Annotated in this window: 13 protein-coding genes; 10 read left to right on the forward strand and 3 right to left on the reverse strand. The window is 72.6% G+C overall.

The features are described 5' to 3' along the window. Nucleotides 1–12: 12 nt before the first annotated feature. Both ACGH48_RS15370 and ACGH48_RS15375 read left to right on the forward strand, forming a co-directional pair. Nucleotides 13–561: a dihydrofolate reductase family protein gene (locus ACGH48_RS15370; RefSeq protein ID WP_123314253.1), complete on the forward strand. Its 549-nt coding sequence runs from the start codon at nucleotides 13–15 to the stop codon at nucleotides 559–561. A gap of 99 nt (nucleotides 562–660) precedes the next feature. Continuing rightward, complete coding sequence (locus ACGH48_RS15375) at nucleotides 661–1,959, forward strand: NAD(P)/FAD-dependent oxidoreductase (protein ID WP_396289212.1); 1,299 nt, start codon at nucleotides 661–663, stop codon at nucleotides 1,957–1,959. Between the two features lie 127 nt (nucleotides 1,960–2,086). Here the strand turns inward: ACGH48_RS15375 and ACGH48_RS15380 are convergent, their stop codons facing one another. Beyond that, entirely contained in the window at nucleotides 2,087–2,992 is a 906-nt protein-coding gene (locus ACGH48_RS15380; protein WP_396289213.1) for an SDR family oxidoreductase, read from the reverse strand. Between the two features lie 109 nt (nucleotides 2,993–3,101). Here ACGH48_RS15380 and ACGH48_RS15385 point away from each other — a divergent pair, with 109 nt between their 5' ends. Together ACGH48_RS15385 and ACGH48_RS15390 are read left to right on the forward strand one after the other, a co-directional pair. Next, nucleotides 3,102–3,674 (forward strand): TetR/AcrR family transcriptional regulator, encoded by a 573-nt coding sequence (locus tag ACGH48_RS15385; protein ID WP_396289214.1) that lies wholly within the window; start codon nucleotides 3,102–3,104, stop codon nucleotides 3,672–3,674. Between the two features lie 35 nt (nucleotides 3,675–3,709). Continuing rightward, nucleotides 3,710–4,891 carry an FAD-dependent oxidoreductase gene (locus ACGH48_RS15390; RefSeq protein ID WP_396289215.1) on the forward strand — a complete coding sequence of 394 codons (1,182 nt, stop codon included), beginning with the start codon at nucleotides 3,710–3,712 and terminating at the stop codon, nucleotides 4,889–4,891. Nucleotides 4,892–4,940: 49 nt separating this feature from the next. Here the strand turns inward: ACGH48_RS15390 and ACGH48_RS15395 are convergent, their stop codons facing one another. Continuing rightward, a complete protein-coding gene (locus ACGH48_RS15395) occupies nucleotides 4,941–5,810 on the reverse strand; it encodes a UbiA family prenyltransferase (protein ID WP_396289217.1) in 870 nt (289 codons plus the stop codon). After that, nucleotides 5,807–6,730, reverse strand: a complete 924-nt coding sequence (locus tag ACGH48_RS15400) for a DMT family transporter (RefSeq protein ID WP_396289218.1) — start codon at nucleotides 6,728–6,730, stop codon at nucleotides 5,807–5,809. Before ACGH48_RS15400 ends, ACGH48_RS15395 begins: the two co-directional genes overlap by 4 nt. Before the next feature lie 71 nt (nucleotides 6,731–6,801). Between ACGH48_RS15400 and ACGH48_RS15405 the strand changes: the two genes are divergently transcribed. The 6 genes from ACGH48_RS15405 (at nucleotide 6,802) to ACGH48_RS15430 (ending at nucleotide 14,050) form a co-directional block, all read left to right on the forward strand. Then, the gene (locus ACGH48_RS15405) at nucleotides 6,802–7,650 is read left to right on the forward strand and encodes a LysR family transcriptional regulator (RefSeq protein ID WP_222658481.1); all 849 of its coding nucleotides are present in this window, start codon (nucleotides 6,802–6,804) and stop codon (nucleotides 7,648–7,650) included. A 44-nt stretch (nucleotides 7,651–7,694) separates the two neighbouring features. Next, nucleotides 7,695–8,507 carry a fructosamine kinase family protein gene (locus ACGH48_RS15410; RefSeq protein ID WP_396289220.1) on the forward strand — a complete coding sequence of 271 codons (813 nt, stop codon included), beginning with the start codon at nucleotides 7,695–7,697 and terminating at the stop codon, nucleotides 8,505–8,507. 318 nt (nucleotides 8,508–8,825) lie between these two features. After that, a complete protein-coding gene (locus ACGH48_RS15415) occupies nucleotides 8,826–10,949 on the forward strand; it encodes an ArnT family glycosyltransferase (RefSeq protein WP_396289221.1) in 2,124 nt (707 codons plus the stop codon). A gap of 35 nt (nucleotides 10,950–10,984) precedes the next feature. Next, nucleotides 10,985–11,707, forward strand: coding sequence for a response regulator transcription factor (locus ACGH48_RS15420; protein ID WP_396289223.1), 723 nt, complete (start codon nucleotides 10,985–10,987; stop codon nucleotides 11,705–11,707). 41 nt (nucleotides 11,708–11,748) lie between these two features. After that, entirely contained in the window at nucleotides 11,749–13,338 is a 1,590-nt protein-coding gene (locus tag ACGH48_RS15425) for a sensor histidine kinase (RefSeq protein ID WP_396289224.1), read from the forward strand. A gap of 223 nt (nucleotides 13,339–13,561) precedes the next feature. Further along, nucleotides 13,562–14,050 (forward strand): hypothetical protein, encoded by a 489-nt coding sequence (locus ACGH48_RS15430; protein ID WP_111084734.1) that lies wholly within the window; start codon nucleotides 13,562–13,564, stop codon nucleotides 14,048–14,050. Nucleotides 14,051–14,085 lie beyond the last annotated feature (35 nt).

The following is a 14,085-nucleotide window of genomic DNA, read 5'->3' on the forward strand; positions in this document are numbered from 1 at the left end:
TACGCTCCGGCCATGCGCAAGGTGACAGCAGGGCTGTTCACGTCGGTCGACGGCGTCGTGCAGGACCCGTACGAGTTCCAGTACGACAGCTTCGACGACGAGCTCGGGGCCGGGATGGGCGCGTTCATGGCCCGCACCGACACCGTCCTGCTCGGCAGGAACAGCTACCTCGAGTGGTCCGAGTGGTGGCCGGCGCACCCGGACGACGGCTTCGGGCAGTGGATCAACCCGATCGAGAAGTACGTGGCCTCCACGACGCTGGGCGACGACCTGACCTGGCAGAACACCACCAGGATCCCGGGCGACCTCGACACGTTCGTCCGCGAGCTCAGGGAACGTGACGGTGCCGACATCGCCGTGTGCGGGAGTGTGAGCGTCGTCCGGCACCTGCTGTTCGCCGGACTCCTGGACGAACTGCAGCTGATGGTGCACCCGGCGATCGCCGGATCCGGCCGGAAGCTCTTCGAGCCGACCGACCCGGCCACGCGCCTGCGGCTGGTCGACAGCACCAAGACGAGCAAGGGGAACGTCCTGAGCACCTACGCACGGCTCGACGCCTGACGGAGCCGACCCGTGCCTCCCGTCCGGCAGTGAACCGGAGCGCTCCGGAGCGCGCGTACCCTCGTGGGTGACCAACTCACCGAGGAAAGCCGGATCAGCATGCCCCAGGACACCCGCCCGCACGTCGTCATCGTCGGCGGTGGATTCGCCGGTGTCGCTGCCATGCGCGAGCTGGCGGACGCCCCGGTCCGGGTGACGCTCGTCGACCGGCACGTCTACAACATGTTCCAGCCCCTCATGTACCAGGTGGCGACGGGCGGACTGAACGCGGGCGACGTGACGTACTTCCTGCGCAGCCTGCGGGCGAAGCAGGACAACGCCGAGTTCCGGCACGGCCTGCTCACCGGCATCCGGACCGACGAACGCATCGCCGAGATGTCCGACGGTGAGCACCTGCACTACGACTACCTCGTGCTGGCGAACGGCGTGAACACGAGCTACTTCGGCACCCCGGGCGCCTACGAGTACGCGTACTCGATGTACTCCCGCTCGCAGGCCCTGCGGATCCGCGACGAGCTGTTCACCCGGCTGGAAGAGGCCGCTGCGAACCAGGGCCCCGACGAGATCAAGATCGTCATCGTCGGCGGCGGTGCGACCGGCGTCGAGATGGCCGGAGCGCTCGCGGAGCTCCGCGACCAGGCACTCGAGGGCGCGTACCCCGAGCTCGACAAGGGCGCCATCACGATCACCCTCGTGCATCGCAGTGGCGAGCTGCTCAAGCCGTTCGCGCCGCGCCTCCGCCGGTACGCAGCCAAGGTCCTGCGGAAGCGCGGTGTCGTGCTCCGGCTGAACACCGGCGTCTCCGAGGTCAAGACCGACGGCGTGATGACGGCCGACGGCGAGTTCATCCCCGCCTCGCAGGTCATCTGGGCAACCGGCGTCGCCGCCCACAAGGAGGTCTCCGGCTGGGGCCTGCCGCAGACGAGCGGCGGACGCATCCAGGTGGGCGACGACCTGCGCGTCAACGGTGTCGAGCGGATCTTCTCGGCCGGCGACATCGCGGCGCAGTCCGAGGCCCTCGCCCAGCTGGCGCAGCCGGCACTGCAGGGTGGACGGCACGTCGCGAAGCAGATCAAGCACCTGCTCGAGGGCAAGCCCACCGAGCACTTCAAGTACTTCGACAAGGGCACGATGGCGACGATCGGCACGAACGCCGCAGTGGCCCAGCTGCGCGGCGGGATCACCATGGTCGGGCCGATCGCCTGGGCCGCGTGGGTCGTCGTGCACATCGCGTCGCTGCTCGGCAACGGCAACCGGCTCTCGACGCTGTCGCACTTCTTCGTCCGCTACCTGTGGTTCATGCGGAAGCGTGCCATCCCGATCGTCGGTGACGTCCGCCCCGTGCGCCCGAACGGCGACCGTGAGCCCGACCCGTGGCAGATGCAGAAGGCGGAGTAGCAGCGCGTTCGCGTTCGCGGCGTTCGCGGCGTCCGCGGTCGCTTCGTGAGCAGAAATGGTCGGGTCCGGAGACGGAACCCGACCATTCCTGCTCACGATCCGCGGGTGCCGGTACTGCCCCAGCCGCCTACACGACCCGCACGCCGGAGTAGGCGCCGGCGGCGATGTCCTCGAGCAGCCCGGGGCCGGTCGGCTGCCATCCGAGGAGCTCCCGGGTGGCCTCGGACGTTGCGGACATCTCCATGCCGAAGAACCGGCCGATGAACCCGAAGTGCGCGTCCGCGTCGGCCGGGTCGATCGAGGTCACCGGCAGACCGAGGACCTCGCCGATGGCCTCGGCGATCGCGCGGGTCGGGATCGCGGTCTCGGCGACGGCGTGCAGCCGCGTGCCGGCCGGTGCCTGCTCGAGGCCGAGCCGGACGAGCCGTGCGGCGTCGGTGACGTGCACGGCGGACCAGCTGTTGGTGCCGTCGCCCACGTAGCCCGAGACTCCGGTCCTGCGAGCGGCCCCGACGATCGCGGCGATGAACCCGTGGTCTCCGGTGCCGTGCGTCGTGGGACTGAACCGGGCCGCGATCGTGCGCACCCCCTGGTCGACGAAGTCGAAGCCGCGGTTCTCGCTGCCGCCGCGCATGCTGTCCGGCCCGACGAACGGGTTGACGTCCGCTTCGGTCGAGGGGCGGCCCTGGGCGAGCCCGGCGACGCCCGACGCGAGCACGAACGGGCGGTCGGTGCCGACGAGCGCTGCGCCGATGGTCTCGACGGCGGCCCGCTCGCTGGCGTTGGTGGCGGCGGCGTTCGCCCAGTCGTGCTTGTTGGCGAGGTGCAGGACGCCCTCGGCCCCGGCGGCTCCTCGGCGGATGGCGTCGAGGTCGTCGAGGTCGCCCCGGACGACGGTGACGCCCTTCGCCTCGAGCGCTGCGGCCGAGGCGTCGGACCGGGCGAGACCGGTGACGGTGTGTCCGGCGGCGAGCAGGTCGTCGACGGTGTGGGAGCCGATCCATCCGGAGGCCCCGGTGACGAACACGTGCATGAGTGGTCCTTTCGCAGGTGTCCACGGCGGTGATGTCATGAACTGACATCACCGTAGCACTCGATGTCAGCCGCTGTCATCGAAGCGTCCTGATCAGTAGACTCTGTGCATGGTTCGATGGCAACCCGGAACGCGTGAACGACTGCAGGCGGTCGCCCTGCAGCTCTTCGCGTCCGAGGGCTACGACGGCACCACGGTCGCGCGGATCGCGGCTGAGGCCGACGTCACCGAGCGCACCTTCTTCCGGCACTTCGCCGACAAGCGCGAGGTCCTGTTCGCCGGCCAGGACGACTTCCTCGCGATGTTCGTCGACCCGATCACGGCCGCCCCGGCCGACACAGCGCCCTTCGACCTGGTCGGCCGCGCCCTCGACGCCGCCGCGGGGTTCTTCCCCGAGGACCGCCGGTCGTGGTCACGGGCCCGGCAGACGATCATCGACGCGAACGCAGCCCTCGGCGAACGGGAGCTCGGCAAGCTCGCCACCCTGAAGGCACGCCTGGGCGAGGTCATGCGCGAGCGCGGCGTCCCCGAACCGGCGGCGACGATGGCCGCTGAGACCGCCGTGACGGTGTTCCACCTGTCCTTCGCGCAGTGGATCGCCCCGGGTGAGGAGCGCCCCTTCGCGGCGATCGTGCACGAGCGGCTCGACGCCCTGACGGCACTGGTGCACCCCGCTCGCTGAGTGCACGGCGGTCGACCCGACCGTAGGCTCGGCCCGTGACCACGGAGCGCACCGACGTCCTCGTGGTCGGCGGCGGTCCCGTCGGCCTGTTCCTCGCCGCGCTGCTGGCCACCCGCGGTGCCACCGTGCAGGTGTGGGAGCGCCGCCCCGGTCCGCCCGAGGGGTCCCGCGCCATCGGCATCCACGCGCCGTCCCTCGACGCCTTCGCCGAGATCGGGCTCGACGCCCCGGTGCTCGCCGAGGCGACCCTCGTGCGTACCGGCGTCGCCCGGAGCCGTGGGCGGACGCTCGGCACGCTGACGTTCGACCGCGCCTCGGACACCCACCCGTACGTCGCGACGCTCGACCAGCACCGCACCGAGTCCCTGCTGCGGGACCGGCTCGCCGACCTGGACCCGACCGCGCTGCACACCGGGACGACGGTGACGGGCCTGACCCGCCACCGCGACCACGTCGACGCGGTCGGCAGCGGCCCGGACGGCACAGCGGTCGCCGTGCGCGCTGCCTTCGTGGTCGGGGCCGACGGCGCGAGGAGCGTCGTCCGTGACCTGCTCGGCATCGGCACCACCGGACGCGACTACCCGGATCGCTACGTGATGGGCGACTTCGCCGACCCCGAGGACGCCGACGCGCGGACCGCCGCCCTGGTGGACGTCGGACCCGGTGGCGTCGTCGAGTCCTTCCCCCTGCCGCACGGTCGACGCCGGTACGTCGCACTCGTGCCGGACTCGCTCGCGTTCGCCCCGAGCGGTGCGGCACCCGATCCCACCACCGCCGGACGACTGGCCGCGATCGTCACGGCACGTACCGGCGTCACCCCGGATCCGTCCACCTGCACGATGCTCAGCGGGTTCCGGGTCCGGCGTCGCGCCGCCGACCGCGTCGGGGTCGGCCGGGTGGTGCTCGTCGGCGACGCCGCCCACGAGATCAGCCCGATCGGCGGGCAGGGCATGAACCTCGGCTGGCTCGACGCGGCCGAGCTCGCGCCGTTGCTCGCCGGCGCCGTCCGGACGGGTGTGGCCGGACCGTGGCCCGGCTACGCCGCCCGCCGCCAGGCAGCCGCCCGCCGCGCGGCCCGGCAGGCCGAGGCGAACATGGGGCTCGGTCGTCCGCTCGGCGCCGTCGCCACCATCGGACGGGAGGCGCTGCTCCGGGCCGTCCTGTCGCTGCCGACCGCGCACGGCCTGGCCCGGCTCTACGCCATGCGCTGGGCCTGACGGCTCGCGTCGGCGACGGGCGGCGCGGTCCGAGCCGCGCGGAGGTGCGTCAGGCGACGAGTCGCGCCCCGGCGAAGCCGAGCTCGACGACGAGCACCAGGGACGACGCGATCACGAGCCGGAACAGGGTCCGCGACGCCCGTCCCGCCAGCACCAGTCGGACCCCCACCACGGCGAGCGCCAGCACGACGACCGCCCCGACCACGGCGAGCACGACACCGACGCCACGGACCGGGTCGTCACCGAGCACCTGGCCGCCGAGCACGAGGGCTGCTGCGACCACGAGCAAGCCGAACGCCGTGATCCCGGCGCCCCGGAGCCCGAGGCGGTGCGGGAACCCACGGACACCGGTGGCGGCGTCGTCGACCAGGTCCGGCAGGACGTTGGTGCAGTGGATCGCGACGCCGAACACCGCGCCGGTGGCGATCGCCCACCAGGTCGGCCACAGCCCCTCGGGACCGGCGGACACCGCGACCACGGGCAGCAGTCCGAAGGCGACGACGAACGGCACGACGGACCACACGGTGCGCTTCAGCCCGCCGTCGTAGGCCCACCCGGCGGCGACGAGCACGAGGTGTGCCACGGCGGCGACGGGGCCGAGGAACAGCGAGAGGACCACCGCGGCTCCGGCCGTCACGAACGCTGCCGTGCGGACCGTCCCGACGGCGATGAGTCCGCGGGCGACGGGCTTGTCGCTCCGACCCACGGCGCGGTCACGGTCGGCATCGATCCAGTCGTTCGCCAGGCCGATCGACAGTTGCCCGGCGACCACCGTCAGCGCGACCAGCGCCACGAGCCAGAACGGGTGCCCGACTGCGGCGGCGATCACGGCGGCGAGCACCGTGACCGTGACCGTCGGGCCGGGGTGGGACGAGGCGAACAGCAGTCGCACCACGTGGGGGTCCTGGCCGGCGGTCACCCGGCCAGCGTACGGGCGGGGCGTGCGCGACGGCGCAGACTCCGGCGGCCGAGCACCCCCGAGGCCAGCGCGATGCCGAGCAGCACGACCAGCCCGCCGACGGGCTCGTTCCACCGGACCCGCTCGCCGAGGACGAGCACGCCGAGCGCGACCCCGACCACCGGCGTCAGGTAGGTGACCGTCGACGCCCGACCGGCGCCCCACGCCTGCACCAGCCGCGTGTTCCATGCGTAGGCCAGCCCCGTACCGACGCAACCGAGCGCGATCATCGCGGCCACGATCCTCCCGTCCAGCTGGACCGGGCCGGTGGCGATGACGGGCGCGACCAGCAGGAGCATGCCCGATGCCAGCGTGAGCTGCACCGTCGCGATCGTGACCGGGTCGTGGGCGCTGCCCACCGCCACGCGCCGGAGGTAGGCGAGTCCGATGCCGTAGGACGCGGTCATGCCGAGCAGCGCCACCTGTCCCGGGACGCTCGCCAGGACCGCGGGGTCGCCGAGCAGGTCCCACGGGCCGACGAGCACGAGCACACCGACGATGCCGACCACGATGCCCGCCACCTGCCGGCCCCGCAGCCGTTCGGACGGGACGAGCACCGCGAGTGCGGCCAGCGTCATGATCGGGGTCGTCGCGTTGTAGATGCTCGCGAGTCCGGACGGCACGGTCTGCTCGGCCCACGCCATCAGCGACGACGGCAGAGCGTTCAGGAAGAACGCGACGACCGCCAGGTGTGCCCACACACGCAGCTCCCGCGGCCAGCGACGACGGGTCGCGAGCAGCAGGGCGACGAGCGTCACGCCCCCGAGCACGGTTCGCACGGTGGCGACCTGCTGCGGTGCGAGCCCGTCGAGGCCGATCTTCGCGAACAGGAAGCTCGAGCCCCAGGTGAGGGCGACGAGACCGTAGAGGAGGGCGTTCATGTGGCCTAGTGTCGAACCAGTCCCGCACATGCGGCAAACGCATGTGGTTCATACCCTCATGAGGAGCACGCATGCCCGTCTCGGTCCCCCAGCTCCGTGCGTTCGTCGCGACGCTCGACGCCGGTTCGTTCACGTCCGCAGCATCCGTGCTCGGCGTGGGGCAGTCCGCCGTCTCGCACGCCGTCGCCGGGCTCGAACGCGAGGTCGGCGGGCCGGTCGTCCGTCGTGGTGCGGTCGCGGTCCCGACCCCCCTCGGTGACCGCCTGCTGGCCCACGCCCGCAGCGTGCTCGCCTCGGTCGACGCCCTGGAGGCGGTGGTCCGGCCCGCCACGGCGCGCGGCACCGTGCGCCTCGCGGCCGTCCCCACCGTCTGCCAGGGCCTGCTGCCGCGGCTCCGCGAGCTGTGGGCGGTGACGCTGCCCGACGTCGACGTGCAGGTCTACGAGGGCGACGACGACGAGATGCCCGAGTGGCTGGAGAGCGGGACCGTGGACGCCGCCGTGCTCGTCGACCCCTCCCCGCTGCCGGCCGGCGGCGTGGTCGTCGCCCGGGACGAGATGGCCGCGGTTGTCCGGCGCGACCACCCGCTCGCCGAGCTGCCCGCCCTCACGCTCGACGACCTGCACGAGGACGGCCTGGTCGCGGGCGGCGGCGGGTGCGAGTACCAGATCCAGAAGCTGCACGAGCTCGACGGACGCCCCTTCCGCTACGCCCACCGGGTGCGGGAGATGAGCACCATGTTCGGGATGATCGAACGGGGCGAGGGGGTGTCGATCGTCCCGACGCTCGGCCGGGTGATGCTGCCGCCGGACCTCGTGATGATCCCGATGGCCAGGCGGCTCGAGCGGACCCTGGTGCTGAGCGGGCCGTCGTCGCGGGACTGGCACCCGTTGGCGAAGGCGTTGGTCGACGCGGTCTGACGGCCCGCTGAACGGACGTCACGACCCGTCGGCAGGATGGACCGATGGCCGAGACGCACGTGAAGACCTTCACCACCCCGGACGAAGCGGCAGCCGAAGCCGCCGGACTCCGGTGGCTCGCCGACGCCGAGGACGCGGGCGGCACGAGGACCGCGCGGGTGCTGGGCCGACCGAGCCCGACCGTGCTGGACCTCGAGCTGATCTCCGACGGCTCCCCCACCGCTGCGCAGGCCGAGCGCTTCGGCCGCTCCCTCGCGCACACCCACGCCGCCGGCGCCGACCACTGGGGTGCGCCGCCCGCCGGCTGGACGAAGGGGGCCGCACTGCGGATGGGACGCTCCCGCACCCCGTTCGTCGACGCCGCACACGCACCGGCCACGTGGGGCGAGTTCTTCGCGGAGTACCGGATCCGCGACTTCGTCCGTCGCATCGTCGACTCCGGCGGGCTCGACCACGCCCAGGCTGCGGTGTTCGACCGGGTCGCCGACCGGGTGCAGGACGGCACACTCGGGTCCCCGCAGCCAGCGCTCGTCGGGGACCGTCCGGCACGGCTGCACGGCGACCTGTGGGCGGGCAACGTGCTCTGGCCGACGGACTCGTCCGAACCGACCGGGGCGGTGCTCATCGACCCGATCGCGCACGGCGGGCACGCGGAGACCGACCTGGCGCTCCTCGGACTCTTCGGGCTGCCGCGGCTGGAGACGGTGCTCGCCGCCTACGACCGCGAGTCGCGGCTCGCCGACGGCTGGCAGGAGCGCGTCGAGTTGCACCAGCTCGCGCCGCTGCTGCTGCACGTGTTCCTGTTCGGCGGCTCGTACACGGGGGCGGCTCTGCACGCGGCGCAGCGGTACGCCTGACCCGCGCACGGTGCGGGCTCGCTCGGCCCGTGCGAGGTTGCTCGCCCGGGGACCGGCGCCGCACCGTGCGCGCTCGCTCACTCCGTGCGAGGTTGCCCGCTCCGTGCAGCGCTACAACCGCGCACCGGGCAGGCAACCCGGCACGGGCCGGACGACAGCGCACCGTGCGCCGCCCCCGCCCCGCCAGCCCAGCCAGCCCCGCCGGCGCCGAGTCAGCCAACCTCGCACCGTGCGTCCTTAGGCAGCACACAGCCGGCGCAGTGCCGCGCTCGGGGAACGCCCCGGATGCTCATCGACATGACCACGTACCCGATACCCGTGACCGACCGAACGGGCTCCGCGCAGACCGACGCGCAGGATCGGCGCCGCAAGCCGCTCGCCCGCCTGTTCCTCGGCGAGCGCGAGGACGCCCGCTGGCTCCGGCCGGCGTTCTGGGCGCTCCTCGCCGTGACCGCCGTGGTGTACCTCTGGGACCTCAGCGTCTCGGGGTACGCCAACAGCTTCTACGCCGCCGCCGTGCAGGCCGGCACGAAGTCGTGGGAGGCGTTCTTCTTCGGCTCCCTCGACTCGTCGAACTTCATCACGGTCGACAAGCCCCCGGCGTCGCTCTGGGTGATGGTGTTGTCGGCCCGGTTGCTCGGCTTCTCGAGCTTCAGCCTGCTGCTCCCCCAAGCGCTCATGGCCGTCGGTTCCGTCGCCCTGGTCTGGGGCACGGTCCGCCGCACCCTCGCCCGCGTCGGCACCACGACCGCGAACGTCGGTGCGCTGCTCGCCGGCTTCGTCGTCGCGGCGACCCCGGCGGCGGCCCTGATGTTCCGGTTCGACAACCCGGACGCGTTGCTCGTGTTCCTGATGACCGCCGGCGCGTACTGCACCGTGCGCGCTCTGCCCCGGGGCAGCTGGAAGTGGATCGCCCTGGCCGGGGTCGCTCTCGGTTTCGCGTTCCTGACGAAGATGCTGCAGGGGCTGCTCGTCCTGCCGGCCTTCGGCATCGTCTACCTCTTCGCCGCCCGCACCGGATGGGTCCGGCGCGTGGTCGGTCTGCTCATCGCCGCGGGTTCCCTCGTGGTCGCCGCCGGCTGGTGGGTCGTCGCCGTCTGGCTGTGGCCCGCGGAGTCCCGCCCGTACATCGGCGGTTCGACGGACAACACCGTCCTCGACCTGGTGTTCGGCTACAACGGCCTCGGTCGGATCTTCGGCGGCTCGGGCAACGGCGGCGGAGGCGGGGGCGGCGGCATGACCGGTGGCACCGCGGGCGGCTCGTTCGGTGGCTCGACGGGCCTGAACCGACTGTTCTCGTCCGAGATGGGGCTCGAGATCTCGTGGCTCCTGCCCGCCGCCCTCATCGCGCTGGTCGTCGGCCTGGTCGTCGTCGGCCGTCGGCACCTGGCTGATCCCGCACGCGCCGGACTCGTCCTGTGGGGCGGCTGGCTCCTGGTCACCGGACTCGTCTTCTCGTACATGTCCGGCACGATCCACCCGTACTACACGGTCGCGTTGGCCCCGGCGATCGCCGGGCTCGTCGGCACCGGCGGCGCGCTGCTCTGGCACGCACGAGCGCGGTTCGTCGGCCGGATCGGCCTGGCCGCCATGATCGGCACCACGGCCTTCTGGGGTTGGTGCCTGCTCAACGAGAACCCGACCTGGCTGCCGTGGCTGCGCTGGGTGATGCTCGCCGGTGGCCTGCTGTCCGCAGCACTGATCGTCATCGGCAGCGTGCCGTCGCTGCGCAGGCTCGTCACGATCGGCGTCCTCGCCGGCACCCTGTTCGGGCTGTCCGGCACCACCGCCTACGCCCTCGCCACGACGACCGTCGCGCACTCCGGTTCGATCCCGAGCGTCGGTCCGGCGGGCAGCGGCTCCGGCGGGATGGGCGGCGGTGGCACCGGTGGCATGCCGGGAGGCACGGGTGGACCCGGCGGATCGGCCGCCGGTTCCGACAGCGACGACTCCACCGCCGACGACGGCTCCCAGCAGGGTCCCGGCGGGACCCCGCCGGAGGGCATGACCGGCGAAGCGCCCGGAGAGGCCCCCGGCGACTCCGCCGGCGGGACCGCCGAGGGCTCGACCGAGGGCGGGGGCGGCACGGGCGGCGAGGGGTCGACGACCTCGTCGGCGCTACAGGATCTCCTCGAGGCCTCCGACGCGAAGTGGGCGGCCGCGGTGAACGGCTCGCAGTCGGCGGCGCAGCTCGAACTCGACACGGACACCGCCGTCATGGCGATCGGTGGCTGGTCGAGCGACCCGGCGCCCACGCTCGCGCAGTTCAAGGCGTACGTCGCCGACGGTGACATCGGGTACTACGTCTCGTCCGGCTCCGGTGGCGGCGGCATGGGCGGCGGATCGTCCACGGCGTCGGCCATCCAGGAGTGGGTCGCGGCGAACTACGAGTCGACCACGGTCGGCGGGCAGACCGTCTACGACCTGAGCACCACGAAGTGATCGACGACGAGGGCGCGGTGGATAGGCTCGCGGACGTGACCGGCCAACCGCTGCTGCGCACCGACGGCACCCCCGTCCGCGCCCTCGTCGTCGACGACGAGCACGCCCTGGCCGACGCCGTCGCCCTCGCGTTCGAGGGAGACGGCTGGGCCGTGCGGACCGTGCACCGAGGCCGCGACGTCCTGTTCGCCGCACGGGAGTTCCAACCCGACGTCATCGTCCTCGACGTGATGCTGCCCGACATCGACGGCTTCGAGGTCCTCGAGCGGCTCCGGGACTCCCGCGACGCCGTCCGCGTGCTGTTCCTCACCGCGCGCGACGCCCCCGAGGACCGCCTCGCCGGACTCACCGGTGGGGGTGACGACTACCTGACGAAGCCCTTCGGCATCGAGGAGCTGCTCGTCCGCGCGCGGATCCTGGCACGGACCTCCGCTCGGGTCGCATCGGTCGGCGGGAGCGTGGAGGTGGTGGTCGGTGACCTCCGTCTCGACGAGGACGCCCGCGCCGTCAGCCGTGGCGGCGACCCGATCGAGCTCACGCCGACGGAGTACGAACTCCTGCGGCACCTGGCGCGGAACGCCAACCGGGTGCTCTCGCGGGAGCAGCTGCTCGCCAACGTCTGGGGGATGGACTTCGGATCGTCGTCGAACCTGGTCGACATGTACGTGTCGTACCTGCGGAAGAAGCTCGACGCCGGCCGCGAGCCGATGCTGCAGACCGTCCGTGGGGCGGGGTACGTGCTGCGGCCGACGACGTGAGCCGCCCCCGGAAGGCGATCCGGGCCTCCCCTCCGACCCGCGTGGGACGGGTGCCGTCGTTGCGGTGGCGGGTCGTCGCCGCCGTGGCGCTGCTGCTCGTCGCGACGAACGTCGTCGTGGGGGCGGTGACCGTCGTCGCGTTCCGGGGGTACCTCGTCGACCGTCTCGACGCGGAGCTGTCGACGGCGGCGAACCGGACCCCCGGCGGCCGGGACGGTGCGGAAGCGCCCACCGGACCGCCGCCCGGGTCGTCGTCGTCGGATCGTCCGGATCCGGACAACGCCTTCATCGGAGCGCCCGGACAGTCCGCCGGCACCGTCGTCGCGATCGTCCGCGACGGCGTCGTCGTGCTCGGCGGGTACACCGACAGCGACGGCGACCAGCACGGGCTGTCGTCGGCGCAACGGAAGACGCTCACCGCGGTCGACAGCGGCGCCGAGCCGGCGACGATCGACCTCGGCTCGCTCGGCACCTACCGGGTGCAGGCGGTCGGGGACGACGGCGACGTGTTCGTCACCGCGCTGCCCCTCGGCGACCTGGACGCCGCCATCGCACGCCTGCTGCTCGTCATCGGGATCGTCACGGTGCTCGGCCTCGTCGTCGCCGCGTGGGCGCTCGCACTGCTCGTGCGGCGCTCGCTCCGGCCACTCGAACACGTCGCCGCGGTCGCCTCCGGGGTGACCGCCCTCGACCTGGAACGCGGCGACACCGACATCCCGGCGCGGGTCGCCGACGCCGACCTGACCGCGAACCGCGAGGTCGGGCAGGTCGGCACCGCACTGAACCGGCTGCTCGGGCACGTCGCCCGCGCACTCACGGTGCGCCGCGACGCCGAGGCCGGCATGCGGACCTTCGTCGCCGACGCCTCGCACGAGCTGCGGACCCCGATCGCCACTGTCCGGGCGTACGCCGAGCTGTCGGAGCGGACCTCCGACCTGGACGCCGTACACCGCAACGTCGAACGGATCGGACGCGAGGCAGTCCGGATGGGCGACCTCGTCGACGAGCTGCTGTTGCTCGCACGGCTCGACGCCTCGGCCCTGGCGTCGGGGGCTCCCGTCTCACCGCTCGTCCGCGAGCCGGTCGACCTGACGTCGCTCGTGGTCGATGCCACCATGGACGCCCGCGCGACGGCGCCGGACCACCGGTGGACGCTGCAGATCGTGGACGACGAGCCGCTGCTCGTGGCCGGCGACGAGGTGCAACTCCGACGGGTGGTCACGAACCTGTTGACCAACGCCCGGACGCACACGCCGCCCGGGACTGCCGTCGTGGTCTCGTTGCAGTCGGTGCCCGGGTCGGGGTCTGCGTCCGCGTCTGCGTCTGCTTCTGCGTCTGCGTCTGCGTCTGCGTCTGCGTCGGACGGTGCCGTCGTCCGCTTCGTCGTGGCGAACGACGGGCCGCCGATCCCCGCCGAGTCCCTGCCGACCCTGTTCGACCGGTTCACCCGGGGTGAGGCCTCGCGCTCACGGGAGCACGGGACGAGCGGCCTCGGGCTCGCGATCGTGCGGGCCGTGGTCGTGGCGCACGGCGGCAGCGTGCGGGTCGCGTCCGAGCCGGGCCGGACCGCGTTCACCGTGGACCTTCCGAGGCCGCCCGACGTGCTCGCCGAGCTCGTCCCACTCGCCTAGTGAGCAGAAGACGTCGAGTCCCGCGACCGGATTCGACGTCTTCTGCTCACTCGATGCGGCCGGGCCGGAGGATGGCACACCATCGCGGCGCTGGACGGATCGTCAGACGATCGTCCAACGTCCGGGCCGAACGCGTGCGGCCGGAGACCCGGCGACGCAGGCTGGGTCCTGTCCGAGCAAGACGACCCGACCGGGTCACCACTGCAGAGATGGGAACACGATCATGAACTCGTTCAAGCGCAAGTCCGTCAAGCTCCTCGCCGGTACCGCCCTCGGCGGCGCCGTCATCGCCGGGGCGTTCGTCGCAGCACCGGCACAGGCCGCCGAGCCCGCACCGAGCACCTCGGCCTCCGTCGGCGGCAACGTCAACGTCAACCTCGACCCGGTCGCGATCGTCAACGCGATCAAGGACGCCGTGAACGACCAGAGCGACCGCGGCGGCGCCGTGCAGGCAGCGCTCGACGTCGGCTACTGGAACGCCGGCAACCCCGACCGCCTCACCGTCGCGGTGGTCAACAAGAACCAGGACATCACGGTGTCCGGCGACGTCGCGGACGCACAGTCGATCGACATCAAGGGCGGCAACTACGTCATCTACTGGTTCAAGGGTCCCGGATCGATCACGAACAACGGCGACGGCGGCTGGCTGAACTGGGGTGCGTTCGGCAACATCGAGCGCATCGACAACGTCATCCACGTGAACGGCGGCTGATCCACCGGCGCTGCAGCGACGCCCCCGGGGACCTC

The sequence above is a fragment of the Curtobacterium pomorum genome, assembly GCF_044497295.1.
Taxonomy (GTDB): domain Bacteria; phylum Actinomycetota; class Actinomycetes; order Actinomycetales; family Microbacteriaceae; genus Curtobacterium.